The organism is Lysobacter daejeonensis GH1-9 (assembly GCF_000768355.1).
Taxonomy (GTDB): domain Bacteria; phylum Pseudomonadota; class Gammaproteobacteria; order Xanthomonadales; family Xanthomonadaceae; genus Aerolutibacter; species Aerolutibacter daejeonensis.
Map to the genome: position 1 here is coordinate 19658 of NZ_AVPU01000014.1, position 26648 is coordinate 46305.

Annotated in this window: 23 protein-coding genes and 1 pseudogene; 15 read left to right on the top strand and 9 right to left on the bottom strand. The window is 64.2% G+C overall.

Annotation, left to right across the window (positions count from 1 at the left end; translation table 11 throughout):
* Window positions 1–41 precede the first annotated feature (41 nt).
* The 10 genes from N800_RS09130 (at window position 42) to N800_RS09165 (ending at window position 11865) form a co-directional block, all read left to right on the top strand.
* The gene (locus tag N800_RS09130; RefSeq protein ID WP_198032506.1) at window positions 42–1352 is read left to right on the top strand and encodes an O-antigen ligase family protein; all 1311 of its coding nucleotides are present in this window, start codon (window positions 42–44) and stop codon (window positions 1350–1352) included.
* Between the two features lie 7 nt (window positions 1353–1359).
* Entirely contained in the window at window positions 1360–2214 is an 855-nt protein-coding gene (locus N800_RS09135) for a glycosyltransferase family 2 protein (protein WP_198032507.1), read from the top strand.
* A 43-nt stretch (window positions 2215–2257) separates the two neighbouring features.
* Complete coding sequence (locus N800_RS09140; protein ID WP_198032508.1) at window positions 2258–3382, top strand: glycosyltransferase family 4 protein; 1125 nt, start codon at window positions 2258–2260, stop codon at window positions 3380–3382.
* Window positions 3379–4539, top strand: coding sequence for a glycosyltransferase (locus N800_RS09145; RefSeq protein WP_036137360.1), 1161 nt, complete (start codon window positions 3379–3381; stop codon window positions 4537–4539). Before N800_RS09140 ends, N800_RS09145 begins: the two co-directional genes overlap by 4 nt.
* Entirely contained in the window at window positions 4536–5330 is a 795-nt protein-coding gene (locus N800_RS09150; RefSeq protein WP_036137363.1) for a WecB/TagA/CpsF family glycosyltransferase, read from the top strand. The genes N800_RS09145 and N800_RS09150 overlap by 4 nt, the downstream gene beginning before the upstream one ends.
* Window positions 5327–5428 (top strand): NAD-dependent epimerase/dehydratase family protein, encoded by a 102-nt coding sequence (locus N800_RS15900; protein ID WP_156962936.1) that lies wholly within the window; start codon window positions 5327–5329, stop codon window positions 5426–5428. Before N800_RS09150 ends, N800_RS15900 begins: the two co-directional genes overlap by 4 nt.
* 247 nt (window positions 5429–5675) lie before the next feature.
* Entirely contained in the window at window positions 5676–6692 is a 1017-nt protein-coding gene (locus N800_RS15905) for an HNH endonuclease (RefSeq protein WP_156962937.1), read from the top strand.
* Window positions 6693–6785: 93 nt separating this feature from the next.
* On the top strand, window positions 6786–7760 hold the full coding sequence (gene galE, locus N800_RS09155; protein ID WP_036137367.1) for a UDP-glucose 4-epimerase GalE: 975 nt from the start codon (window positions 6786–6788) through the stop codon (window positions 7758–7760).
* Between the two features lie 187 nt (window positions 7761–7947).
* Complete coding sequence (locus tag N800_RS15360) at window positions 7948–8430, top strand: hypothetical protein (RefSeq protein WP_156962938.1); 483 nt, start codon at window positions 7948–7950, stop codon at window positions 8428–8430.
* A 528-nt stretch (window positions 8431–8958) separates the two neighbouring features.
* Window positions 8959–11865, top strand: coding sequence for a sialidase family protein (locus N800_RS09165; RefSeq protein WP_156962939.1), 2907 nt, complete (start codon window positions 8959–8961; stop codon window positions 11863–11865).
* Between the two features lie 64 nt (window positions 11866–11929).
* On the opposite strand, the gene fcl is transcribed toward N800_RS09165, so the two are convergent.
* Window positions 11930–12871: a GDP-L-fucose synthase gene (gene fcl / locus N800_RS09170; RefSeq protein WP_036137375.1), complete on the bottom strand. Its 942-nt coding sequence runs from the start codon at window positions 12869–12871 to the stop codon at window positions 11930–11932.
* A gap of 141 nt (window positions 12872–13012) precedes the next feature.
* Between fcl and N800_RS09175 the strand changes: the two genes are divergently transcribed.
* A complete protein-coding gene (locus N800_RS09175; RefSeq protein ID WP_036137377.1) occupies window positions 13013–14410 on the top strand; it encodes a mannose-1-phosphate guanylyltransferase/mannose-6-phosphate isomerase in 1398 nt (465 codons plus the stop codon).
* Between the two features lie 32 nt (window positions 14411–14442).
* Here N800_RS09175 and N800_RS15365 read toward each other — a convergent pair whose 3' ends face one another.
* The 3 genes and pseudogenes from N800_RS15365 to N800_RS16530 all read right to left on the bottom strand — a co-directional run.
* Window positions 14443–15372 carry a phosphoenolpyruvate carboxykinase (ATP) gene (locus N800_RS15365; RefSeq protein ID WP_052108118.1) on the bottom strand — a complete coding sequence of 310 codons (930 nt, stop codon included), beginning with the start codon at window positions 15370–15372 and terminating at the stop codon, window positions 14443–14445.
* A 307-nt stretch (window positions 15373–15679) separates the two neighbouring features.
* Window positions 15680–17110, bottom strand: a complete 1431-nt coding sequence (locus N800_RS09185) for an asparagine synthase-related protein (protein ID WP_232227580.1) — start codon at window positions 17108–17110, stop codon at window positions 15680–15682.
* 84 nt (window positions 17111–17194) lie between these two features.
* A pseudogene (locus N800_RS16530) lies at window positions 17195–17635 on the bottom strand (class II glutamine amidotransferase domain-containing protein); the annotation flags it as partial.
* A gap of 33 nt (window positions 17636–17668) precedes the next feature.
* Between N800_RS16530 and N800_RS09190 the strand changes: the two are divergent.
* A complete protein-coding gene (locus N800_RS09190; protein WP_036137381.1) occupies window positions 17669–18793 on the top strand; it encodes a nucleotidyltransferase family protein in 1125 nt (374 codons plus the stop codon).
* On the opposite strand, the gene N800_RS09195 is transcribed toward N800_RS09190, so the two are convergent.
* A complete protein-coding gene (locus tag N800_RS09195; RefSeq protein WP_052108119.1) occupies window positions 18783–19226 on the bottom strand; it encodes a lasso peptide biosynthesis B2 protein in 444 nt (147 codons plus the stop codon). The genes N800_RS09190 and N800_RS09195 overlap by 11 nt on opposite strands.
* Window positions 19219–19512, bottom strand: coding sequence for a PqqD family protein (locus tag N800_RS09200; RefSeq protein WP_198032509.1), 294 nt, complete (start codon window positions 19510–19512; stop codon window positions 19219–19221). The genes N800_RS09195 and N800_RS09200 overlap by 8 nt, the downstream gene beginning before the upstream one ends.
* Before the next feature lie 166 nt (window positions 19513–19678).
* Between N800_RS09200 and N800_RS09205 the strand changes: the two genes are divergently transcribed.
* Complete coding sequence (locus tag N800_RS09205; RefSeq protein ID WP_269635141.1) at window positions 19679–21274, top strand: ABC transporter ATP-binding protein; 1596 nt, start codon at window positions 19679–19681, stop codon at window positions 21272–21274.
* A 138-nt stretch (window positions 21275–21412) separates the two neighbouring features.
* A complete protein-coding gene (gene galU, locus N800_RS09210; protein WP_036137385.1) occupies window positions 21413–22312 on the top strand; it encodes a UTP--glucose-1-phosphate uridylyltransferase GalU in 900 nt (299 codons plus the stop codon).
* A 57-nt stretch (window positions 22313–22369) separates the two neighbouring features.
* Here the strand turns inward: galU and N800_RS15630 are convergent, their stop codons facing one another.
* Both N800_RS15630 and tviB read right to left on the bottom strand, forming a co-directional pair.
* Window positions 22370–22468: a DUF3789 domain-containing protein gene (locus N800_RS15630; RefSeq protein ID WP_084087426.1), complete on the bottom strand. Its 99-nt coding sequence runs from the start codon at window positions 22466–22468 to the stop codon at window positions 22370–22372.
* Between the two features lie 175 nt (window positions 22469–22643).
* Window positions 22644–23933, bottom strand: coding sequence for a Vi polysaccharide biosynthesis UDP-N-acetylglucosamine C-6 dehydrogenase TviB (gene tviB, locus N800_RS09215; RefSeq protein ID WP_036137486.1), 1290 nt, complete (start codon window positions 23931–23933; stop codon window positions 22644–22646).
* Window positions 23934–24298: 365 nt separating this feature from the next.
* Between tviB and N800_RS09220 the strand changes: the two genes are divergently transcribed.
* Window positions 24299–25309 carry an NAD-dependent epimerase gene (locus N800_RS09220; protein ID WP_036137388.1) on the top strand — a complete coding sequence of 337 codons (1011 nt, stop codon included), beginning with the start codon at window positions 24299–24301 and terminating at the stop codon, window positions 25307–25309.
* Between the two features lie 16 nt (window positions 25310–25325).
* On the opposite strand, the gene N800_RS15370 is transcribed toward N800_RS09220, so the two are convergent.
* Window positions 25326–26282 carry a GGDEF domain-containing protein gene (locus N800_RS15370; RefSeq protein WP_198032511.1) on the bottom strand — a complete coding sequence of 319 codons (957 nt, stop codon included), beginning with the start codon at window positions 26280–26282 and terminating at the stop codon, window positions 25326–25328.
* Window positions 26283–26648: the final 366 nt, after the last annotated feature.

Sequence of the window (26648 nt, forward strand, 5' to 3'; positions counted from 1 at the left end):
GTCGTCCAGGGATGTTGAGCAGTGCTGCTCAACATATCGGAATGAATAAGTCGTTCGATCTCACTAAAGGGAACAGATTGCCGCCGCGGTTCGGCGTGATCCAATTTCCATTGAGAGCGGTTCCGGTGGCTGCCCTGCTGGGACTGACTGGGCTTGGTTCCGCTGCGCTGCAGGCTGTTTCCGGGCGGCAATATGTCGCGGAATCAATGCGAATGTTCGGACATAGCGCGCCGTTTCTGTTTACGGTGGTCAGCCGTGTCCTGAATCTTATGCTGGTGATTGCCATAATCGCCATGCCCTTGATGGCTGCCCCTAAAAAGCGGCGTGCACCGATCCTGCTTGCGTTCGGCGCTGCCTTCTTTTTTCTGACTAACGATATTTTTGGTTCTCTTTTCGGTCGATATCCGGGAGGGATCGAGCCTCTTCCCGTCATGGCCTTGGTGGCAATGGTTGTCACGCTGGTGTTCGGACGTGTTCATCACGATGAACTGATCCGCTTCGCAAGATTCATTTTGCGCCTGATGGTTTTCGGCAGCCTGCTTTGCGCGGTTGTGATTCCAGATTGGTCATACGTTGCCGACAGTTATGCTGGTTCTCACAGGTTGATCGGGCTGTTCAACCACCCCAGAGCGCTTGCCATTCAGGCGGGCGGGTTGTTTGTTATTGAACTCTTCTTCGTCGACGGCGCGAAGTGGAAGCGGGGCGCGTCGATGTTTGGGGCAGTTATGGCGATTCTCCTGTCCGTCTCCAAGACGACGATTGCGTTGATTCCTGTCGTGATGTCGATATATGCAACTGCCACGCTCGGCGAGCGGAGGGGCGGGCACTCGCGAATCGTGAGGTTGCTCCTGGTGATGCTTGTTATCGGAGCTATTCCGTTTATTGGCTATTCGCTATACGGGAATTTCGTGGCCGAAAACGCCTCGCGCTTGGAGACGCTAACCGGTCGATCTGCGTTGTGGTCGAATGTATACACATCCTGGTTGCAGGATCCCATGTTTGGTAATGGGGCCGGATTCTTTGAGAACTCAGGGTACGCTAATGCCCATAACCTCTTCCTGCAGTCCCTTTCGGATGGCGGAGTTGTCGGTGTCGTTGGTTTGGTGGTTTTCGTCGGCTTGTTGGTGCGTTTTGCCTTCAAGGGCAGAGCGAAAGATGGATGGCTCGGTATATCGCTCTTGACCGTGGTCCTGTTTGTCGGTCTAAGCGAAAACGTATTCGCGTTCGAAAATTTGTACTCAGGCGAGTATTTTGTGTTCCTGCTGTCTGTTCTTTGTGTTGGGAGTGATCGCGTGTGTTCCAATGGCTCCGTCCCTTTGATGAAGCGAAGGGAGTCGGGTAGTTATGACTAGGCATTTGGTGGCGCTACTTGCCTGCCACAATCGCAAGAAGAAGACGGTCGAATGCTTGGCGGCGTTCTATGCTCAGGGCGCGGACCTCGACGTTGCGCTGAGTGCTGTGCTCGTTGACGACGGCAGTAGTGATGGAACAGCGGACGCCGTCCGTGCGGAATTTCCCGATGTTGCGGTTGAGCGTGGCGATGGCAACCTCTTCTGGTGCAGAGGTATGCATCGCGCTCAAGAGGTTGCCGTGAAGTCGCGGCCGGACTTCCTGCTCTGGCTTAACGATGACACTACTGTGGCGCCGGGTGCGCTGCGCAATCTTCTCGCTGTACACGATCGGGCGAAAGAGCGCGGTCAGGACGTTGTCGTTGTGGGAACTACGATAGATCCCACAACCAGCGCGCTCAGCTACGGCGGGCTGAAGCCAGTATCGCGCTTGCGGCGCTACAGCTTCGTGAAGCTTCCGATCTCCTCGGAATCGCAGGAGTGCGTTGCGATGAACGGAAACATCGTACTGGTACCGCGAGCGATCTACGAGCGAGTTGACTTGGATCCCGTGTTCGAGCACGCGCTCGGGGACATCGACTACGCCCTGCGGGTTCGTGCGGCGGGTTTCTCCGTTGCTGTTGCGCCAGGATTCTCGGGTAGCTGCTCGGCAAACGTGGCAGCGGGAACGAGTATGGATCCATCGCTGCCAATGTGGGCCCGCTGGCAGAAATTCATCGGGAGGAAGGGGCTTCCTCCGTCCTCGTGGCGTCATTTCGTGAAGCGGCACGCCGGCTGGGCTTGGCCGCTGTACTTCACCTATCCATACGTTAACTTCGTGTTGCGTATCGCCAAGGATTGCGTTCTTGGCAAGGAGAGGAATTGACATGGCGGTGCGGAGTTCCCTCGCGCGCCAAGAAGCAAGGCGGGTGCTGATCGTGCAGCGCCGCCTGACGCACTACCGTGTGCCCTTCTTTGAACGGCTGCGTGGTGAGATGAAGAGGCGCGGAGTCGAGCTGGTGCTCGCGCATGGCGACCCCACGACAACGGAAGCGTCTAAGCGTGATGAAGGCGAGCTCCCTTGGGCGTACAGACTGGGAACCCGGTACCTGTTAGGGGGACGCGTTTGCTGGCAGCCATTCTCGTCCCTTGCCCAGAACTCGGACCTTGTCATCCTTACCCATGAGAACAAGCTGCTCTGTAATCTTTGGGCGCAGTACAGGCTGGCTGGCCCGCGCGTGGCGCTGTGGGGGCATGGTGCCAACCTGCAAGGCTCTAGCACGAGCTGGCGTGAGCGATTCAAGCGACGCACAGCCCTGCAGGCCGATTGGTGGTTCGGCTATACCGAGCTCAGTCGTGCACTGATCCTAGGCAACGGATTTCCAGCAGGCAGGATCACTGTCGTCGACAATGCGATTGATACGTTGACGCTGCGCAAGCAATGTGAGGCCGTACTTCCGGAGCAGTTGTCGGCGTGGCGTCGTCAACTCGGGTCTGCAGGAAACCGGATTGGGGTGTTTCTTGGATCCCTGTATGGCGAGAAGCGGATCGATTTTTTGCTGGATGCCGCGTCGAAGATTCGCGCGCGGGTTCCGGATTTCGAGCTCGTGATCGTCGGAACTGGTCCAGAGAGCGGCAAGGTCGAGGCATTCTGCGCGACAAATGCATGGGCGCGTTACCTAGGGCCATTGATCGGGGAGCAAAAGGCGCAGGTGCTTGCCTTGGCTCACGTGATGTTGAACCCTGGTTTGGTCGGCTTGGGGATACTTGACTCGTTTGTCTGCCAGGTACCCTTGGTGACCACGGACTGCGGTCTTCATAGCCCGGAGATCGCATACCTGGAGAATGGCCGGAACGGCGCCATGACGCGGGATGTCATGGCGGAATATGTTGACGTCGTGGTCAGTCTTCTCGTCGATGGCGAATATCGCGCGCAGCTGGTGGCCGGTTGCGCTGCCAGCGCATCGCGCTACACGATCGACAACATGGCACATCGGTTCGCGGACGGCATCATGGAGTGTCTCGCCAGGCCTGTACATCGGAGTGTTTCTTGAGAGTCCTGGTAGTCCATAACGCCTATCAGCAGCGCGGCGGCGAGGACGCCGTCGTACTCAATGAAGTGACGATGCTTCGTGCCAAGGGGCACGATGTCCACCTGCATCTACTTAGCAATGAGAAGATTTCGGGCTGGATGGGGCGATTTCGAGCGGCCTGCGCGGCGGTCTTCTCAATCGCCTCCTATCGGAGGATCTCGGTGATCATCGACGGATTCAAACCTGACGTCGTCCATGTGCACAATTTTTTTCCGCTGATGTCCCCGGCGGTGTTTTATGCCTGCGCCCGGAAGCGGGTGCCAAGCATATTTACGCTGCATAACTATCGGATCGTCTGTCCGACCGCTTTGCTCATGCACGACGGAGTAGTGACTGAGAGAAGCCTTCGGGAAGGGCCCTGGTGGGCGGTGTCGCAAGGCGTCTATCGAGGTTCATGGCTGGGCACTGCGGCACTAGCGACCATGATCTCCGTGCACCGGCGCATCGGCACGTGGTCCCGGCGTGTAACCCGCTTCATCGCATTGACGGGATTTGCGGCTTCAAAGTTCGCTGCCGCTGGCATTCCGGGTGAGCGGATTTCGGTCAAGTCCAACTTTGTGGACGTTCCGCTGCAGTCGGACCGGGACCGCTCCGGCTTTCTGTTTGCTGGACGCCTTTCTCCCGAGAAGGGCGTCGAGGTGCTGGTCGACGCAGTGAAGCTCCTCGACGGGGCATTGGTAAAGATTGCGGGAGGCGGACCGCTGGAGGGAAGGCTGTCGGGCGCTCCGGGTCTCATACCGCTCGGCGTGCTGGGCGCGGATGCGATGTATCGAGAGATGGCCTCTTCCCAGGCATTGATCCTGCCAAGTGTCTGGTACGAAGGATTTCCGATGGTTCTCGTGGAAGCTTATGCGTGCGGCCTGCCCGTCATCGCGAGCCGACTAGGGGCCATGGCGGAACTGGTGGACGACGGGGTGACAGGATTGCTGTTTGATCCCGGTTCCGCGGACGACCTCGCGCGCAAGATGCGTTGGGCCATGGAACACCCGGAAGCGATGGCCAGGATGGGGCGTGCGGCGCGCGCGCGCTATGAGGCCGAGTATACGCAGGAAATCAACTATTCCCAGTTGGTGGCGATCTATCGTGACGCCATGGATGCCGTAGGGCGAACAGAATGAACGGGATACTCCGCAAACGAGTAGAAGTCATTGGTTCGCCCATCGATGCCGTCACTTGGGACGAGGCTATCGAGCGCATCCATGTTTGGGCAAGGGCGCGTGAGAGTCGTGTCGTGTGCATCTGCAACGTGCATTCCGTCGTTACGGCGCGAAGCGACTCTGGCTTCTCGGCCGTGATTCGCGATGCCGACATGGCCACGGCGGATGGATTCCCGGTCGCCCTCATGTTGCGCCGATTGGGGGTGCCCGGGCAGGAACGCATAAATGGTCCGGACCTCATGTTGCGCTACTGCAGGCATGTCGCAGCAGCCAGTGAATCCATTTATCTGTACGGTGGCAGCGTGGCGACGCTCGATGTCCTGCGCCGAAGGCTACTGGAAGCGTGCCCCGGATTGATGATCGCAGGTGCGTACTCTCCGCCGTACCGTGAGCTGACGCCGGACGAGGATGCGGCCATAGTGGCCAAAATTAATGCGTCTGGCGCCGGCGTGGTGTGGGTCGGCCTGGGATGCCCCAAGCAGGAAAAGTGGATGGCCGATCACCGCGGCCGCATCAATGCCGTGATGATCGGTGTCGGTGCTGCCTTCGACTATCACGCCGGCATCGTCAAGCGCGCACCGCCATGGATGCAGCGCAGGGGGTTGGAATGGTTCTACCGTTTGGTGACCGAGCCGCGCCGGTTGTGGCGCCGCTACCTGGTGACCAACTCGCTGTTCATCTGGCATGTCGCCAGACAACTGTTCGGTTGGCGAGCGTCTGGTGAACGGCCGGACGGCGGGCGTTCGACATGAAGATCCTGGTTTGCGGTGGTGGTGGCTACATTGGCAGCCATACCTGCCTGGCCCTGCTCGAGTCCGGTCATGATGTGGTGGCCTACGACAACTTCTGAAATAGCTCGCCGGTAGCGTTGGCGCAGGTGGAGGAATTGGCGGATCGGCACCTGTAGAGGGGGTGCTCCGGTGTGGATGCATCGCTATCTAATTACTGACCTGCCCCCACTGAGCCGTACCACGTGAAGCTGTAAAGTCCGTCAACCACGAGGACGGACATAAAGAAGAGTCGTTTCACTACCGAGCAGATTATCGGATTAATCAAGCAGGCGGACGCCGGCACATCGGTGCTTATGAGGGGAAATCATGCCTACAAATCGCTTTGGCTTGCCGCGTCACATACCTGCTGCAATTGCTTTAGAGGTTCGGCGCCGTTCGAAGTTTGGGTGCGTTATCTGCAGGAGCGCCTTCTATGAGTACGAGCACATCGAGCCGGAATTCGCCGAAGCCGAGCGCCATGAGGCGCAGAACATATGTTGTTTATGTCCGTCCTGTCACTCTGAAGTTACTCGCGGGCAAAGATCGAAGGCGTCGGTGAGGGCGGCTTACGATCAGATCCAATCTGGAGAAGCGGAGGTCGGTAATCCCGTCGGTCCTATTGATCTCTTCGACGGTACGGCAGAGGTCGTGCTAGGCGGAATCGAGTACTCGCCATTGGTTCGCTGCGTGCTGCGATACAACGGAAGCGAACTGATCCGGGTGAATCCAGGTGAAGGAGGTGAGCCTGGGGCCATTGACGCTGTTTTTACAGATGATGCTGGCGTGCCAGTCCTGTCCTTGGAGAAAAACGCATGGATTGGTTCAGTGGATCACTGGGATCTTTCGGTGACGGGGTCGCGGATTACCGTTAGAAAGCGCGAACGAGAGATCGCTTTACAGCTCCGGCTTGATCCTCCTGGGCGAATAGTGATTGAGCGGCTGGATATGCGCATTCATGATAGTCATGTGGTTGCGTCCGAAACGCATTACGCCGTCGGGCGTTACATGGAGGACGGACGGATCGGATGGTTCAGCGCTCAAGTGCGGATAACACGATCGTGCGAACGCGGAGTAGCGATCGATTTCATGTCCCCGGTCGATCTTGCGGCTACTGCGGAAGCGGTGCAGGAAGCCGTGCCACAACTGCGCAGTGCAGACGGCAGGTACATGATGGCAACTAGCTTGGGAGTGGCCTGGTTGCCAGCCGGAATCGTCATTGCGAGCGGTTGTGCTTTCGATATGTATGGAATGGCCAGTGGGCCGCGTCCGCTCGAAGAAGTTAGAAGGCGCGTATGGGCGGGCTCCGCATCCTTGAATCAATACCTTGCGACCGGCGAGGACTAATTGAATCTTGATCGCGACCATCCGTGCTGGACAACGATTACACCAGCTAATCGTTAGGCGCAGACCGGGGTGTGGTCGATGGAGGAGGAGAAAATGAAGACTTTGCTTTGCGGCGGCGCCGGCTATATCGGCAGCCACATGCTCAAGTGGCTCGTGGAACGCGGCCACTCCGTCACCGTCCTCGACAACCTCTCCACCGGCCATCGCGAAGCGGTGCAGTGGGGCGAGTTCGTGCAGGCGGACCTGCTCGATCCGGCTTCGCTGGAAAGCGCATTCGCGGGGCGTTCGTTCGATGCGGTGATTCACTTCTGCGCCCGCTCGCTCGTGGGCGAGTCGGTCGCGCAGCCATACGACTACTACGCCAACAACGTCGCCGGCACGCTCAACCTGCTGGAGGCGATGAAGCGGCATGGCGTGTCGAAGCTGGTGTTCTCCTCTACGGCCGCGGTGTTCGGCCATCCGGTGCAGGATTTCATCGACGAGGAGCATCCGAAGGCGCCGATCAATCCGTATGGCGCGAGCAAGCTGATGGTCGAGCGCATCCTGGCGGATGCGGCGCAGGCGCACGGGCTGCGGTCGATGGCGTTGCGCTATTTCAATGCTGCGGGGGCGAGTCCGGAGAGCGACATCGGCGAGTCGCACCAGCCCGAGACGCACCTTATCCCCAACGCGCTGCGTGCGGCCTTGGGCACGGGGCCGGGCCTCAAGGTGTTCGGCAGCGATTACCCCACGCCCGATGGCACCTGCGTGCGCGACTACGTGCACGTGGATGACCTGGCCCAGGCGCACGAGCAGGCGCTGGCCTACATGGACACGCACGAGGGCGCGCATGCCTTCAACCTCGGCAACGGGCAGGGGTTCTCCGTGCGCGAAGTGATCGACGCGGCATCAAGGGTGGCCGGCCGCCCGGTGCCCTACGAACTGGCGCCGCGTCGTGCCGGCGACCCGCCGGTGCTGGTGGCCTCTAGCCAGCGCGCCCGCGCCGAGCTGGGCTGGTCGCCGCGTTACACGTCCCTCGACGACATCATCGAAACCGCCTACCGCTGGCACCGCAACCCGCGCTACTGAGCGGGCGGGTAGGGATAGGCAAATTCCTACCCCACAACGCGCCTTCCGCTGATGCCCTTGCTGCGCCCTTGCGAACATAGTCCTCTCCGCTCCGGCCACACCCAGTGGCCCACGGCCCACGACGGGCCCGGAGCAGGACCCGCCGGCCTTCCGCCGGCCCACAAGGAACGCAACAAGGAGCGTCACAGTGAGCAAGAATCGCGTCAGCATGACCATCACCCCCGAGCAGGCGCAGAGCGCCCGCGCCGGCGTCACCCAGACCCGTGCGGCCTTGCCGCAACTCATCGAGCTGGAAGCCGACGAGTCCGGCCTGCTGTACATGGGCCCGCAGTCCGAGGCCTTCGTGCGCGCCACCCTGCGCGTGCTGCGCGAGAACCCGCAACTGGTGCCGCCGGGCCTCAACCTGGCCGAGGCTGAGGCCGACCTGGCCGCCTGGGATGCGCTGCGCCCCATCGCCGACCAGGTGTTGGCGCTGTCCAACCAGTTGCAGGACAACCTGACCGCGCTGGGCAGCGACGCCATGGACGTGGCGCTGGACGGCTACGCGCAGATCAAGCTGATGGGCGACCGCTACGGCCTGGGCGACCTGCGCAAGGAGATCGGCGCCCGCTGGCGCCGCCGCAGCCGCGCCAGCGCCCCGGCGCCGGAACTGGTCACCGGCGGGGGCTGAAGCCCGCCGTCCGCACCGCACCGCAACTTCGACAGGCCGCCTCCGGGGGCGGCCTTTCGTTTTTGTGGCTCAGTGTTCTGTTTTTGATGTTATAGGCACTAATCGCAGCGTGGTGGCAACAATCATGTTGTAAAAACCCCTGCGCATGATGTCGCCGGGGCGGACGTTGAAGGCACGACGGCTGCGATTGATGCCGCGCCCTCATGTCACCAGCGCGGGAGCAGCAAGCTTGATGCCGCGGGCCCTGCGCGCAGACGCGGCGGCAGTGTGATCGGCCGTCTGATGGCTGTACGTGCCCGTCCGGTCATTGCAATCAGCCCGCCATCGCATTTGCGAGGCCCCGGGCGCGCTGTCGCAAGAAGCGGCCCCCTCTCCGGCGGCCTGGCTGGGAATCTTTCTTGCTCCTCCCCCTCGTGCCTTGGACGGGCTGCGCAATTATCATTCCCCGTCGCCTGGCAACCCCGGGCGTAGGGGGACTCCGCCGAGCCGCGGAGTCGGCGGGCGCACCGCTCTGTCACAGGGGACAACATGAAACATCGGAAGTGGAGCTGGCTCGCCGCCGGCGCTGGCGTGGCGTTGGCCGTATCCGCCATGGCATGGGTGGGGCAGGGCGAGTGGACGCAGGCCTCGGTTGAACCATCGCCTGCCGCGGTGACCTCCGCCGGCACGCTGCAGGCCATGGCGGCCTTGCCCGCCGACGCGCACGTGCAGTTTGGCGAATGGCGCTTTGAAGGCCCGCGCAACGTGGCGGGCGCCGCCGTCGACATCACGGTGGATGAAGTCAACGGCGACCTGTACACGGTCAGCCGCGAGAACTGGATCTATCGGTCCACAGACCACGGCAAGACCTGGACCGCCGTGCACCGATTTGACAGCCCGCGCCCCATCAAGCGGATGGTGATCGAGCGTGGCGCGACCAGCGTGTATGCGTTCTATGCCATCACCGAGCCGGTGGAGGTGTACAACGGCGTGACCCAGCACTCGCTGCTGCGCCTGCGCAACTCCACGGGGGCGACGCAGGTGCTGCTGCCCACGTACGACGTACGCGACGTGGTCATCGGGCCGCAGGGCGTGTACGCCCTGACCGACGAGACGCGTAGCGACTTCCTGTCCAGCGTGCGGCGTACCAGCGATGGTGGCCAGACCTGGACGGTGCTGATGGACGAACAGGGCACTGGCCGTTTTGCCGAGTGCAGCCGACTGGTGCGTGCTGGCACGCGCGTGCTGGCGGGCTGCTTCGTGCGCGACTACAACTACCGCTACAACGCAGCCGTGTACGTCAGCGAGAGCGGTGGTGCGTTCCTGCCGCGTTGGCAGAACACGTTCGCCGAGTCGGGCGACATGAGCTTCGATCACCTGTTCGCGGTGTCACGCTCGGACCCGTCGGTGGTCTACATGAGCATCGACCGCTACGGCAAGGGCGGCGCCTATATCTTCCGCAGCACGGACGGCGGTATCACGTTTGAAAAGCGTGCCGACCCCACCACGGGCCACGTCTTCAACGGTGCGCTGGCCGGTCGCTTCGACCTGGCGTGCACCAACTCGTACCAGTTCTCCGCGATGCCCACCGTGCTCGCAGTGGACCCGGTTGACCCGCAGGTCGTATGGACAGGCGACGTTGACCTGTACCGCTCCGACGACGGTGGCGCCACCTTCGGTCGCGCGTGGACCGATCCCGCGGCCAATACGGCGGATTACCGCCAGCGCAAGCCGCATGGCATCGCGTTCCCGGTCAATTACGACGCCATGAATGCCCGCGAGATGCTGGTCGCCACCGACTTCGGCATCCAAGGCACGGTGGATGCGCGTGCGGCGGTGGAGGCGGCGCCGCCGACCACGTGCACCACGCCGGGTTCGGCTTCTTCAGTGGCATGGGTGTCCCGCAACGAGGGCTTCGACAGCGTGTACGTGGCCCAGGCGCACGTACGCGATGACGGCCAGGTGCTGGCCGTGTTTGGCCCCGACAATGGCGGCCAGAACGTGGCGGGCAATGGCCTGTTCTATGGTGACCTAGCCTCCCCGGCGGAGTGGCTGCAACTCTCGGCTGCCCAGCCCAAGGTGGTGCTGGCCGAGGCGCGCAGCCCGGAGGTCTTCTACACCAGTTCGTGCGGTACCGCCCGGTTCTGCCGCTGGGAGTGGGACAACGAGATGGGCCGCTGGGAGCTGGCGGCATCGCAGGCCAGCGTGGTGCAGGTGGACGGTGGGGTGATGGTACCCGACCCGTCCGATCCGGCGCGTTTCTGGGGCGCACATGCGGCCACCCAGTCGCTGCTGCGCTCCAGCGATGGCATGCAGTCCTGGCAGGACGCGGGCTACCTGAGCTCCGGGTACCCCAAGTTCATGGCCATTTCGCCCGTCAACCCGGACCATGCCGTGGTGGTGAGCGACATGAACACCATCCACCGCCGCACCGATGCCCGCAGCGCGGTCACGGGCACGCGATGGGAGTCGATGTATCAAGTGGCGCCGTGGGAAAGCCCGTGGCGCGCGCGCTCCGTCATGTACGACAAGCGTGACCCGAATCGCGTCTATGTCACCGGCACCGCCGAGCCTTCCGTCGTCACCAGCCGTGACGGCGGCGCGACCTGGCAGTTGGCCGATGCGCTGGGTGAGGTGGACGGCCTGCCGGGCCGGGACACCGCGGGCGTCGCGATTCATCCGGACAACAGTGACGTGCTGGTCGCGGGCACCAGCAACGGCGTGTACGTGACGTGGAACTACTCGCAGGCCTCGGGCCAGAAGTGGTTCCCGGTGGCGGCGCCCTTTGGCAATACTTCGATCGTGCAGGTCGCGTTCCGTACCGACGAACAGGGCGCACGCCGCCTGTACGTGTTCACCGCCGGCCGCGGCATCTGGTCGATCCCGGTGCAGGCGCAGCGCTTCTTCGACGTGGGCCCGGACCATTGGGCGTATGGCGCCATCGAAGCGCTGGGCGCGGCCGGCATCACCACCGGTTGCGCGGAATACCCCACGGTCTATTGCCCGGAGGGACCGGTGGCCCGCGACCAGATGGCCGTGTTCCTGCTGCGCGTGTTGCACGGTGCCGACTACAAACCGCCGGTGGCGACCGGTGTGTTTGCCGACGTGCCGACCGGTCACTGGGCCGCGGGCTGGGTGGAGCAGCTGCGCCGGGAGGGCATCACCAACGGTTGCTCGACTGACCCGCTGGCCTATTGCCCCACACGCGAGGTCAACCGGGCGGAAATGGCGGTGTTCCTGCTGCGCGCAAAGCACGGGACGGCCTATACGCCGCCGCCGGCAACCGGCGAATTTGCGGATGTGCCCGCAACGCATTGGGCCGCGCCCTGGATTGAGCAGTTGGCGCGCGAAGGTGTGACCCGCGGCTGTGTGCTCGAGCCGAAGGCCTATTGCCCGGACTCGACGGTCGACCGCGCGCAGATGGCGGTGTTCATCACCAAGGCCTTCGGAATCTGAAGCGCCGGAACAGGGGGCACGTCGCTACGGCAGGCGTGCCCCGCAGGAGGCGAGGCCGGGTGCCTCAGCCCCGCACGTCGGCCTGATGTTCCAGGAACCACCGGTAGGTCTGCTCGATGCCCTCGCGCAGGCCGATCCTGGCCTGCCAGCCCAGCGCATGCAGGCGGCTCACGTCCATCAGCTTGCGCGGGGTGCCGTCGGGCTTGCTGGTGTCGCTGACGATGGCGCCCGGGTACCCGGTGATGTCCTTCACCAGCTCGGTCAGCTCGCGGATGCTGATGTCCTCGCCCACGCCGATGTTGACGATGTCCTCGCCTTCGTAGGTTCTGGTCAGCTGCACCACGGCGTCGGCCAGGTCATCCACGTGCAGGAACTCGCGGCGCGGGGTGCCCGTGCCCCACATCACCACTTCGGCGTCGCCGCGCAGCTTGGCCTCGTGGAACTTGCGGATCAGCGCCGGCAGCACGTGTGAGTTGTTGAGGTCGAAGTTGTCGCCCGGGCCGTACAGGTTGGTGGGCATCAGGCTGATGGCGTTGAAACCGTACTGCCGGCGGTAGGCCTGGCACAGCTTGATGCCGGCGATCTTGGCGATGGCGTACCACTCGTTGGTCGGCTCCAGCGGGCCGGTGAGCAGGTACTCCTCCTTCAGCGGCTGCGGGGCCAGCTTGGGATAGATGCATGACGAGCCCAAGAACGTCAGCTTGGTGGCGCCGTGGCGGTAGGCGGCGTCGATGACGTTGTTCTGGATCTGCAGGTTCTGGAACAGGAAGTCGGCGGGGTAGGTGTTGTTGGCGTGGATACCGCCCACCTTGGCTGCGGCCAGGAACACGTACTCGGGCTTGTGCTGGGTGAAGAACGCCTCCACCGAGTCGCGGTCGCGCAGGTCCAGGCTGTCGCGGCCAGCCAGCAGCAGGTTGTCATAGCCCTCGGCCTGCAGGCGGCGGGTGATGGCACCGCCCACCAGTCCACGGTGGCCTGCGACGAAAATACGGGCGTTGCGCTGCATGCGGTACGGTCCTGACGGTAAGGGGTCCGCTATTCTAGGGCGAGCCGCACCGTGGGTTGACGGATGCGAGACTTTTTTCCGCTACCGGTGGCCCTGGGTGCCGCTAGGCTATGCGCAGTTTTCTAGGAGTGAAGTGCACGCATGATTCCTGTGATCCTGTCCGGCGGTTCGGGTACGCGCCTGTGGCCCCTGTCGCGTGAGGCGTTTCCCAAGCAGTTCCTGAGCCTGGTGGGCGAGGACTCCATGCTGCAGGCCACTTGGCAGCGGGTGGCGCCGCTGGCGTCGGCCGCGCCGATCGTGGTCGCCAACGAGGACCATCGCTTCATGGTGGCCGAGCAGTTGCGCGAGTCGGGTTGCGGCAAGGCGACCATCCTGCTGGAGCCGGTCGCGCGCAACACCGCGCCGGCGATTGCCGTGGCCGCGCTGGAAGCGATGGCCGGCGGCAACGACCCGCTGCTGCTGGTGCTGCCCTCCGACCATGTCATCGTCAATGCCGAAGGCTTCCGCCAGGCGGCACAGGCCGCCGCGGGCGCCGCCGAGGACGGCGCGCTGATCACCTTCGGCATCGTGCCCACTGGCCCCGAGACGGGCTACGGCTACATCCTGGCCGAGATGGGCGAGGGCGTGCGCCGCGTCATCGAGTTTGTCGAGAAGCCCGACGCTGAGACCGCCAAGACCTACGTGGCCAGCGGCGACTATTTCTGGAACAGCGGCATGTTCATGTTCCGCGCGTCGGTGTTCCTGGGCGAGCTGGCGGCGCACCAGCCGGCCATGCTGACCTCCTGCCGCGAGGCGCTGGCCAAGGCCCGCCGCGACGAGGACTTCGTGCGCCTGGACAAGGCCGCGTTCGCGGCCTCGCCGTCGGACTCCATCGACTACGCGGTGATGGAGAAGACCCAGGCCGCGGCCATCCTGCCCATCAACGTGGGCTGGAACGATGTGGGCAGCTGGTCGGCGCTGTGGGAAGTGGCCGAGCAGGACGGCGACGGCAACGCGCACCACGGTGACGTGCTGGCGCAGGACTGCCGCAACACGCTGGCGTGGGGCGACGGCCGCCTGGTGGCCCTGCTGGGTCTGGAGGACGTGGTGGTGGTGGACACCGCCGACGCCGTGCTGGTGGCGCACAAGGACAAGGTGCAGGAGGTCAAGGGCATCGTGTCGTCGCTGAAGAAGCGCGGTCGCAGCGAGCCGACCTGGCACCGCAAGGTCTACCGGCCGTGGGGCAGCTACGACTCCATCGACATGGGCGAGCGTTTCCAGGTAAAACGCATCACGGTCAAGCCGGGCGCGTCGCTGAGCCTGCAGATGCACCACCACCGCGCCGAGCACTGGATCGTGGTCAGCGGTACCGGCCGCATCACCCGCGGCGACGAGGCCATCCTGCTGGCCGAGAACCAGAGCACCTACATCCCGCTGGGCGTGAAGCACCGCCTGGAAAACCCGGGCGTGGTGCCGCTGGAGTTGATCGAAGTGCAGTCGGGCAGCTACCTGGGCGAGGACGACATCGTCCGCTTCGAGGATGTGTACGGTCGCGGTTGAGCCCGTTCGCAGGCCAACTGAAGGGGCGGCGTTTAGAGCGCCGCCTCAAGGTAGCGGATCACCTCGGGCAGCAGTTCGTAGCGGCGTGGGTACGCCAGTTCCAGCACCGGGATCCGGTTGCTGAGGCTGGCGGTCTTCGCGAACAGCTGGCTGACATTGGCCAGGTCGGACAGATCCAGTTGGAAGCCGTGGCAGGTAAGGGCCATGCAGGCTTCCTGTCCGAGCAGGCGCCGTGTGCTGAAGGCATCGGCTGGGGCGCCGAGTACAACGACGGCGTGCAGATGCTCGGGTGCGGCCGGGTCAACGTCGGTTATGTCGAGCCGGCGTTTGGCGCTGTAACCCGCCATGGGGCGGGTCTCCTCGGGGCCTTCGGCAAACAGCGAGCCCAGCGAATCGGGGAGCAGCCGCAGGCTGGGGTAGGTGGGCCAGGCGTAAACGCCATCCTCCCGCACTTCGACGCGGGCGCCATCATCGGTGCGCAACGTGGCGCCCGTGGCGTGGCAGGCGCCGGCAAACGTGGATTTGCCGCGGCCGCTTTCGCCCAGGATCAGCACGCATTTGCCCGAGTGCAGGCGGATCAGCGCGCCATGCAGCATCAGCACTGCTTGTTGCGCCAGCAGCCGGGGAAGGGCTTGGTCCAGCAGCACGTGCCGGACTGCGTCCTCGCAGGCCCCCGGCCAGGCGGAGACATGCACTTGATGGTCCGGTGTGGCCAGGATGGTCGCCACCCCGGGGAATTCCATCAGATAGCCCTCGCTGCAGCGCGCGCAGGTGAGCTGCGTGCCGTGGTCAGGGTCCGTGAAATCGTGGCGCCAGCGGATATCGGTACGTTGCGCGCAGGGCGTCACCGGCGCGGTGACGATATGAAAGCGGTAATGGGCGCCAGTAGGGGCAATCGGAAGCTCGGGCAACACGAAGCCCGCGGCGACGGCATCGCCGGCAAACAGGAATTGATGCGGCATAGACGGCCACCAAGTGGCCTCCATGAAGCAGTGGCGGGCCTTCCCCTTCCCGCCAGTGCGATTATGGGTTCAGCACTTTCCAGTGCTTATGGGCGGGTCTGCCAGGAATTGCTGGTTTCCTGGCCCTTGCCAACCTTTCCGGCGACTGATGCGGCGCTGGTCAGGTCGCGGACGTGGCCAAACTCCGACATGGCGGGGGCGACGTATTGGGCACGCGCCGACTTGGTGACGTAGGGCGGCTGATCTTGTTGTACCGACATTGCTCAATCCCCTGATTTGAGTTCTTCGTCACAAATATTAGCGTGACTCAGTTCTCAAAAGCGAGTGTTCTTTGAACTTTGGCCTGCGTCTGGCCCGGGGATGATTGCCGATCCAGCCAGTTGGCCAGCGTGGCAAGGTTGAACAGCAAGGCCCAATCGTCGGAGTCGGCTGCGGCCTGCAACGGGGTGGCCAAGGCTTGGGCGATTGCCTGCGGCGCAACGTAGGGACGCAGCAACTCCTGCTGTGCCTGCAGGCGCTCCACGACGTCCCGGTGATGCCGTTGCAGCAGCGCTTGGGTTCGCGCCCAACCCAGATGCTGCTTGTCCTGTCGCCGCAGGACCAGTTCTGGCAAGCGCCCCACCATCGCCCGGCGCAGCACGGCCTTGGTCCAGCCCCCCTGCAGGCGCTGCCGGTCTGGCAGGTTGAGGTAAAAGCCGAGGCAATGCCGGTCCAGAAACGGGTGCAGGGGCTGGATCCCGTGGCTGGCGGCCACCCGGTGGTACCGCTCCACACCCACCGTCAGGAAGGGGTGGTCAAGAGCCTCCTCGGCCTCCGCGCGGGCAGACCAATGCGGCATTCGTGCGGTCCAGTGGTCCAGCCCATCCAGCCGGGCGGGCAGGTCTACGTGGTGCGCAAAGTCCGGATGGATGATGCCGTCGGTTTCATCCGTCGAGTGGGAAGCGCTGGGGCGCCACCCCTGCCTCAGTGTCCGCGCCCAATCCGGCACCACGGCTCGGCGCACGACCTGCAGGAACTGCTGGGACGCCGTCGGCCCCATGGGGTAGGTCCGCGCCAGCCCTTGGACGTTGCGCCAGGTTTCCAGCACATGCCCGCGGCGCAGCCGCCGTGCCAGGCCATTGCCCACGAGGAATGGCATGTCACCGTCAACGCCGTCCAGGACGCCTTCCTCGCCATCCGCGGCGGCGGCGAAGTAAGGCGCATGCAACGGCAGCATCATCGCGTCGAATGGCTCTTCGCACTGCCAGGCGTGTTGCCACGTGGCGTCGGCGATAGCGCCGACGGACGCATGGTCCAGCAGCCGCGGGGCGAACCCGTTGAGCCTGAGCATCGCGTGCACGGCGCGGGTTTCGCTATTGGGTGATCGACTGTCGACCAGCGAATACGTGCGCAGCGGCCCCATCCCCGTGGAACGCAATTCCGCGGCGGCCAGGGCGGCCAGGGTGGACGAGTCCATTCCGCCGCTGACCATTGCACCGGCGCGATGACCGGCCAGGTGGTGCCTGACGGCCGCCTGGAGCGCATCGCGCAAAGCCTCGGCCCACTCGTCGTCGCTGCGGGCGACGCTGGACGCGGGCTCATCGGCCAGTGACCAGTACCGCTGGCGACGGGCTCCATCGCGGTCCACCAGCACACAGTGCGCTGGGGGCAGGCGCTGCACGTGTGCGTGGAAGGTGGAGGTCTTGTCGATGCCTTCCAGTTGGGTGACCAGGAAGTCGGCGATGCGGGCTTCGTTCAAATCCCGCGGCACGCGCGGGTGGGCAAGTACGGCGCGTGCGCTGGAAGCAAACGCCAGCAATCGCCCGTGGGTCAGGTGCAGATACAGGGGGCGGATGCCCATCCGATCGCGGGCGAGGAATATGACCTGCCGCCGCGGGTCATGCACGGCAAACGCGAACTCGCCATCCAAGTGCTGGAGTGCATGTTCTCGCCAGTGCTGCCATGCGCGCAGGATGAGCGCGGCGTCATTGTTGGTGTCAGGGTGGTGCGCCGGAACACCCAGTCGCTTGGCGAGGGCAGTTTTGTCCCGCAGGTGTGCATCGGCCACCACCACACAGCCGCTGGTGGGGTCGCGGGCAATGCCACGCTGTTCGGCGTGCCGTGGCTGCTTGGCCCACTGCACCTCGGCCAGGGCCGCATGGGGGCTCACCTCCTGCGTCGCGACGGACCAGGGAGTCAGCGCAAGGGCCCCCTGCATGGCCGCCAGTTCGTCCGGTGCCACCACTTGGCCGTCGATGTGGATGAAGCCGCAGATGCCGCGCATGGTCGTGGGGAGGTGCCTGTTAGTATCAGTGTGATGGATTTCTCACTTCCCGTCGCTGATGCCGGCCGTGAATGGCTGGCCGCCCTCATCCGGGGTGGGCCGTCATTGCCCGCGACGCCCGGGCTTGGAGCCGATTCGCTGCTGTGGCTCGCCCAGGAGGAGGGCGTTGTCAGTCTGGCCGCGGAGCGTCTGTCCGCGTGGGGGAGCGACGGCGATCTGCTGGCGGTGTTTTCCGCCGCGAGCCGCCGTGAGGTGGCCTTGGCGATGTTGCGGCACGCTGAATGCCAGCAGTTGCTGGCATTCCTGCGGGAGCGGGATGTGCCTGCTTTATTGCTGAAAGGCTCGGCGTTGGCGTGGTGGCTGTATCCCGCGCCGCATCAGCGCGAATGCAGCGATATCGATCTGTTGTTGCCGTCGCGGCACGTGGTGGATTCGCTTGCGCGGGATCTGAAGGCCTTGGGGTACGACCTGGGCTATACGCAGGGAACGCGTGCGTACGAGCGCGTGTGTCGCAAGGCGTTGTCCCCGTCGCTGCAGTTGGACTTGGATCTGCACTGGGGCCTCAACAATGCGCCCGTGTTTGCCGATGCATTGCCCACGCAGGCGCTGTGGGATGCGGCCATTCCGTTGCCGGCCCTGGCCCCCAATGCGCGGGCGCTGGCGCCTCACCATGCGTTGCTGCATGCCTGCATGCACCGCGCCATCAACCTCTACACCGGTGTGGGCGACCGGCTGAAATGGCTGTACGACGTGCACCTGTTGGCACTGCACCTGCAGCCCGAGGAATGGCAGGTACTTCAGACCACATGCCGCGAGCGGCAACTGGCAGGGGTCTGCCTCTCGGCGCTCCGAGCGGCCGAGCGTTGGTTTGGTCCGGCCGCACCCGCCGCTGTATTGGACGAGTTGGGTTCCCTGCCCATTGGCACGGGCGTGGATGGCGCCCGGCTCAGTGATTGGCGCTACATGCACCGGATGAACCTGCGGGCGCTGCCGTCCACTTGGGCCCGGATGGATTGGCTGGTCCGCAAGTTGTTTCCGGAGACGGGCCACTTGCGCGAGATGTACGGCGCGGACCGATCACGCATGGGGCTTTGGTGGGCCCGTGTACGACAGTTGGGCGGCAGGTTGGCCCTGTCAGGTCGACGCCTCAGTCGCTGAACCGGACCAGTTCGGGCGGCAGTTGGCGATGCTGGGCTAGGGGAATGCCCTGCAGCTCGATCCAGGCGTGGGCATCCAGGTTGGCATCTCCCGGCTGGGCTCCAATTACGAGCTCCGCGGGAAGTCCTCGGCGGCGCAGCCACCAATGCACCAGCAAGGCCTGACGCAGGCAAGTGTTGGCATACAGGCCGCGCTTGCCTGCAATGGCGGCGAGTTGGGCCAGCCGTTCGGCCCGCTGCATGTCGAGCGCGTCGGGCAGGCGTGGCGATGCGAGCCCGCGCAGCCGCCCCAGGCTCCGCCGGGTGGCTTGGAGGCCGCGAGCGCGCAAGTGCAGGTCCACGATGGGGAGCAGCAGGGTTAGCGCCGCCAGTTGCCACTTCTCCTGCCAGGACAGCGCCAGAACGCGGCGGACGGGATGAACGGACTCAGGCATCCAGGGTCAACAGACCGGCTTCGGCGAGTTGCGCCACCAGGGTGAGCATGTCCTGGGCCAGTTGGTCCGCGCCGACCTCGTATTCCTGCAAGACCGCCTGGTGCGCGGCCTGCAGGCTGGGGTTGGCGGTCAGCAACTGCCAGACACGCGTCCCCACGGCATTCAGGCCAAAATAGCGCTCGCTGCGCAGATCCAGAAGCACCGACTCGGTGCCTGTAACCTGCATGCGGACGTCAGGCGACAGGTGGGCGTTTGACGCCATCGTGGGCGACAGGGGGAAGGGCATGGTCACGATCGAAGGGGCGCAATAAGTGAAGGGCGAAAGTGACCGCGAGGGGGCCGGGGCCAGTATACGGGCGCGAGGGATGCCTGAAAGCACGGGCTCGCCGTGGCGGTTCCTGCGGACCATGCTGGGGCCATACCGGACGGCTGCGGGCTGGCTCGCGGCCTTGATGGCGTTGCAGAGCGTGGCCGCACTAGGATCGCCCTGGATGGCGGGCCGGTTCTCGATGGACTTGCTGGCGGCCCGCCCTGTGGATGCCTGGCTGGGGTTGTGGTTCGTGCTGATCGTGTTGCAGGTGGTCCTGGGATATTTGGCTGGCCTGCGCTCGCAATCCCTGGCGTCACGGCTGGTGGCGGACATCTCGGTTCGCGCCTTCGACCACCTGCAGTCATTGTCGCTCGGTTGGCATCACGACCGGCGGCGCGGCGAAGTGCTGGCATTGGTCACGCAGGATGTGCATCGACTTGCGTACTTCCTGGTGCATACCTCGGTGCCGCTGTTGCCGTTGGTGCTGACGTGCATGGGTGCATTCGTGTTGATGCTGCGGGTCGATGCCTCGACGGCGATGGCCGTGGTGCTGGTGCTCCCCGTCATATTCGTGGGGCTGCGGCTGGCCCGACGGCGGTTGCGGCCTTTGGCGCGGATGGAGCATGACGCGTCCGCGCGTAAATGGGCGCTGGCCGAGCAGAACTTGGCGATGTTGCCAATGGTGAAGGCTTACGCAGGGGAGGCGCAGGAGTCGGCGCGCTATGCGCGGCAGGCCGAAGAATTGAGCGGCCTGGAGCTTCGCCTGGGAAGGCTGCAGCAGCTGATCACACCGGCGGCCCGGCTGGTGGCCGCGGCCGGGGTTCTGGTCCTGTTGGGGGTTGCAAGCCGCAACGTGGCGGCTGGGGCCTTGTCGGCTCCCGAACTGATCACCTTGTTGTTGTATGGGCTACTGCTTACGCAGCCGTTGAGCCAACTCGCCGGTGTGTACGGGCAGGTGCAGACGGCCCGCGAGAGTGCCGTGCGATTGTCGGCGCTGTTCGCCGAGGCACCGGAGCCGGACGAGGGGCGGCGTGAGTTGGACCACGTTGCCGGCGAGGTGGTGTTTGACGGCGTAGGCTTTGCCTACCCCGGAAGGCCTGCCCTGTATGAGTCGCTCAACCTGTCGATCCGTGTAGGTGAAACCGTGGCGATAACCGGGCCGAATGGCGCCGGCAAGAGCACGCTCGCGCACCTGCTGCTGCGCTTTGTTGCCCCCGACCAAGGGCGGGTACTGCTGGATGGCGTGGACATCTCGGAGTTGCGCCTGTCCAACCTCCGTTCGCACGTCGGGCTGGTGTCCCAGCAGGTGCTGCTGTTCCATGGAACCGTCCTCGACAACATCGCCTACGGCCATCCGACTGCGGGTCAGGCAGAGGTGGAAGCGGCGGCAAATGCCGCCATGGCGCACGATTTCATCGTTGGCCTGCCAGACGGATATCGCACGGTGGTCGGGGATCAGGGCGTTCGGCTGTCCGGCGGCCAACGTCAGCGCATTGCGTTGGCAAGGGTGTTGCTCAGAAACCCCGCCGTGATCGTGCTGGACGAAGCCACTGCCATGTTCGACCCCGAGGCGGAGCGTGCATTCATTGCCCGGTGCCATGCCGTACTCGAGGGGCGAACGGTGCTGCTCATCACCCACAGGCCTGCGAGCCTGGCGTTGGCGGACCGCGTATTGAGACTGGACGGCGGCCGTCTGGAACCTGTGTCCGTGGCCGCGAACGAGCCGGATCGGGGCTGACAATTTCTCATCTGGGCCTCGGGCGGCGGCGGCGGTTCCGTCTCTGTCACGTATCGCCATTAGAATACGGCGATCGAAGTCACGCCCCTGGCAGCAGCTTGCGTGGCGGGACAAGCACCATATCGAGGACAGTGCATAGTGGCAGCTCGCATTCGCAAGGCCGTGTTCCCCGTGGCTGGGTTGGGTACCCGTTTCCTGCCGGCAACCAAGACGGTGCCCAAGGAGATGATGCCCATCGTCGACAAGCCGCTGATCCAGTACGCGGTGGATGAGGCGATCGAGGCTGGATGCGACACGCTGATCTTCGTGACCAATCGCTACAAGCACGCGGTGGCCGACTACTTCGACAAGGCGTACGAGCTGGAGCAGAAGCTGGAGAAGTCGGGCAAGCAGACCCAGCTGGACCTGGTGCGTAACATCCTGCCGCCCCATGTGCGGGCAGTGTTTGTGACCCAGGCCGAGGCACTGGGTCTGGGGCATGCGGTGTTGTGCGCGAAGCCGGTGGTCGGCGACGAACCGTTTGCGGTGATGCTGCCCGACGACCTGATCTGGAACCGCAACGGCGACGGGGCCTTGAAGCAGATGGCTGACCTGGCCGAGCGCGAGGGCGGCAGTGTGGTGGCGGTGGAAGATGTGCCCCGCGAGATGACCGCAAGCTACGGCATCGTTGATGCTCCGGAATTTGACGGGCGATCGGGCCTGGTCAAATCGATGGTGGAGAAGCCGGCGCCGGCCGATGCCCCTAGCACACTGGCCGTGGTGGGTCGCTACGTATTGGACCCGCGTATTTTCTCTCTCCTGGAGACGACCCGCCCCGGCAAGGGCGGCGAGATCCAGTTGACCGATGCGATCCAGCAGTTGCTGGCCGAACAGCCCGTTTCCGCCTACCGTTTCAAGGGCACCCGCTTTGACTGCGGCAGCCACCTGGGGCTGATCGAGGCGACGATCCGGTTCGCCCTGGACAATGAGAAGCTGAGCGCTTCGGCGGCACAGGCCATGCGCACCGCGTTGGATGAGTTGGGTGTCGTAGAGCGTTAAAAGCGCTGTCGATCTGCAACGGCCTGGTGGAGGCGGACGTCCCCGACGGGCCGAGGATCAATCGCTACGCTGGTGCTCGTAGCTCGCATTGCAGATGCCCATCACGGCAACGCCGATGCAGGCGCCAAGCATGAGGCCAATGATGAAGGTCAGCATCCCGGGCTCCCTGGTAGTAGCCCCCGCGCCGGAATGGCGGGGGACGGCTTGTCAGGCCGTTGAAGGATCACAACGGATTTTGCACAAGCCATCCGGCCACCGGCCGTGATTGCGTCACACTCCAGCAGCCTTGGAACCTGCGCGCGCACTTGAATCGAGTGGCCGGAGCCACGCCTCACAGGCGCCCGTCCACCGCCTCCCGCGGTAGCAAACACTTCACGTCGTACACCACGTTGCCATCGGGTTTGCCGAAAACGCGGACGCCCTGGGCCCCCAATCGCTTGAACTCCTCGTGGCCAACGGCGAGCACCACGGCGTCATAGGCGCCGGGCTGCGGAGCTTCGATGGGCGTCAAGCCATATTCGTGCTGCGCCTCGGCGCCATTGACCCACGGGTCGTACACGTCGACCTGTGCGTTGTATCCCTGAAGGGCATCGATGATGTCCACCACGCGGGTATTGCGCAGGTCCGGGCAGTTCTCCTTGAAAGCCAGTCCGAGCACCAGCACCTTGCCACCCACCGGGTTGATGCGCTTGCGCACCATCAACCTGATGACCTGCTCGGCCACGTAGGCGCCCATGCCGTCGTTGGTGCGTCGACCCGCCAGGATCACGTCGGGGTGGTGGCCCACCTGTTGCGCCTTGTGGGTCAGGTAGTACGGGTCCACGCTGATGCAGTGGCCGCCCACCAGCCCCGGGCGGAAGGGCAGGAAGTTCCACTTGGTCCCGGCAGCCTCCAACACTTCCAGCGTGTCGATGCCCAGCTTGTTGAACAGCATCGCCAGGTCGTTGACCAGGGCAATGTTGAGATCGCGCTGGGTGTTCTCGATGACTTTGGCCGCTTCGGCCACCTTCAGGCTGCTGGCCTTGTGGGTGCCCGCGGTGATGATGCGGCGGTACAGCGCGTCCACGTAGTGGGCGGCCTCGGGCGTGCTGCCGCTGGTGACCTTGAGGATGCTGGTGACGCGGTGCTGCTTGTCGCCGGGGTTGATGCGCTCGGGGCTGTAGCCGCACCAGAAGTCGACGTTGAACCTCAGCCCCGATACGCGCTCCAGGACCGGCACGCATACCTCCTCGGTGCAGCCGGGGTAAACGGTGCTTTCGTACACCACCACGGACCCCGGTTTGAGCACCCGCCCCAGGGTCTCGCTGGCCTTGACCAGTGGGGTCAGGTCCGGGCGCTTGGCGGCGTCAATGGGGGTGGGCACCGTGACGATATAGGTATTGCAGGCGCCCAGGTCATCCAGCTGGGTGGTGTAGCGTAGTCGCGTCGCCTGGGCCAGCAGCTCGGGCTCGACCTCCAGCGTGCTGTCACGGCCGTCCCTCAGTTCGGCAACGCGCGCGGCGTTGATGTCGAAGCCAACGGTATCGAATTGCTTGCCAAACTCTACGGCGAGCGGCAGGCCGACGTAACCCAGTCCCACGATGGCGATGCGGGCGTCGTCCGGCGTCAGATCGAATTGCATGGCATCCCCAATGGCGCTGTTGCGCCGGTGCTGTTTGCGCCGCGGCCGGATCGACGCGCCAACGGCTTTGCAGATTGGCGTGTTGTAGATCAGTCGCTTCCAGTGCAATCAGGCGGCTGCCGAACCCCATGGCCCTCATGCGTAACGGGTAATACGTAAAACAGTGTAGCAGTGGGGCAACTGTCGTGATGTAGGCGACAAGGGGCGCCATATCAAGCCTTATCAGCCCAACGTGGGCACGGATCTTGCTGAAAGAGGGCCAGGGGGATGGAGTCCGCCCCTGGTTTGCTCCAGACGCCGCGAAGACACCACGCAACCGCTAGAATCCGAGGCCAGCGCGTTTCATCCTTTTCTCGGGAATCCCCATGAAAGTTCTGGTAACCGGCACCGCGGGTTTCATCGGCTCACACGTCGCCCAGGTGCTGCTAGCACGTGGCGATGAGGTCATCGGCTTCGATAACCTCAGCGACTACTACGACGTCACCCTGAAGCACGCGCGCCTGCAGCGCTTGACGGGCAACCCGGGGTACACCCACATCACAGCCGACCTTGCCGACCGTGCCGCGGTGGAAGCTGCCTTTTCGCGTCATAAGCCCCAGCGAGTGGTCCATCTGGCCGCGCAGGCCGGCGTGCGCTATGCGGCCGAGAACCCGCACGTTTACGTGAGTAGCAACGTCACCGGCTTCCTGCACGTCCTCGAGGGCTGCCGCCACCACGGCGTGGACCACCTGGTGTACGCCTCCACCAGTTCGGTTTATGGCGCCAACACCCGGATGCCATTCTCCGAACACAACTCGGCCGAGCACCCGTTGACGCTATACGCGGCCACGAAGAAGGCCAACGAGCAGATGGCGCACAGCTACAGCCACCTGTACGGAACGCCCAGCACGGGCCTTCGTTTTTTCACCGTGTACGGCCCGTGGGGCCGCCCGGACATGGCGCTGTTCCTGTTCACCAAGGCGATCATCGAGGGCAAGCCGATTCGGGTGTTCAACCACGGCCGGCACAAGCGCAGCTTCACCTACGTCGACGATATCGTGGAAGGCGTGATCCGGTCTTTGGATACGTTGCCCGGCAAGGATCCGGCCTGGCGCGGAGACGCTCCGGACCCGGCCACCAGCGGCGTGGCGCCGTTCCGCCTTTACAACATCGGCAACGAACGACCGGTGGAACTGCTGCGTTACATCGAGGTGCTGGAGCAGTGCCTGGGGCGCAAGGCCGAGATGGAACTGTTGCCCCTGCAGGCCGGTGACGTGCCCGACACCGAGGCTGACGTATCCGACCTCATCGCCAACGTTGGCTACCGCCCGGTGGTGCCAGTGGAGCAGGGCGTGGCCAATTTCGTGGCGTGGTACCGCGACTACTACAAGGTCTGATACGGGTGGCCTGCGGTCAGCTCACATCGGGCGCCCAGGCCACGCGATTCCTGCCACCTTGTTTGGCGATGTAGAGAGCCTCGTCTGCGCGCTTCATCGCCGTGCCCAGTGTCTCGCCGGCCCTCAATTGGGCGATGCCAATGCTGACTGTGATGCCGCGTTTTGCTTCCAGATCCGCAAACCGTCCCCGGATGCGCTCTGCGAACTCAGCCACCTCGGTCGCAGCGGACACCGGGACCACAACCACGAACTCTTCTCCGCCAAGGCGGGCGGCCACGCTCCGCGCAGGGCTCAATCGCATCAACAGCCCGCTTAGGGCTTTGAGTACTTCATCGCCCGCGGCGTGGCCGTATACGTCGTTGACGAGCTTGAAGCGATCGATATCGAGAAACAGCACGAACACCAATCGACAGCGCCGCGCACCCTCGCTCAGGACAGAGGGCGCCAGTTCGTTCCAGCCGCTCCGGTTGTGCAGGCCGGTCAATGGATCGGTACGAACCCGGGTCTGGAGTTCCATTCGGTGCAGGTGCGAGTGCATCGCAAGCCGCATCCGGAAATGGCGCAGCACTGCACCAAAAACCACGACCAGTCCGGCATGGAGCCAAAACAGCTCTGGGGTTGCTTGAAGGTGTTGGGATGCGTGGTACGCCAGGAATGCGGCGGTCGCCAGTGCGATGGCGACAACGCCAGCGAGCCGGATGGTCAGGGTGATCGAAATGAGGGGAAACAGCAGGAACAGGGAGATCCGCTCCGCATGCGCGACTGGCTCGGTGGCCGCGGACGCAAGCAGGAACCCCAGCAGTGGCATGTAGATCAGGATGCCGAAGATGCGGACAACGAAAAGCTCGCCATACAGGCTTAGGTAGGCCGCCATCAGCAGGGTGGTAATGCCGGCGCCGACGAGGATCTCGGGCATGCCTCCCGGCGTGACCAGGCCCCACTGCTCGAGCACATGGAGCAGCGCAACCAGCACTCCGCCACACACCAGTACCAGGAAGTGGGCGAAGCGCGAGCCGGTGAGTTGCGCGCGAGCGAACGCACGTCTGCTTTCCCCTTGGGTGGAGCCCCACTCGCGTCGGGACCAGGCCCTGGGCAGCCGAAACCACGGGAGGTGCAGCCTGGGTTGCGTACCACTGGGGGCGGACATGACGTGCGGGGAAAGCATGAGTTCGCCAGTCTCGCGTGGAAGAGTCCGCCAAACCATGACGGTCCGCATACGTCAATGTTTATCTTGATGAATGTAGGCGACCGTAATCACAGTTTGAAGGTGGCGTTCGATGGGCGGGGGGGCGCTTTCCAGCCGGATCTTCACAATTGCTCCAGGTCGCCGGGGCACCTT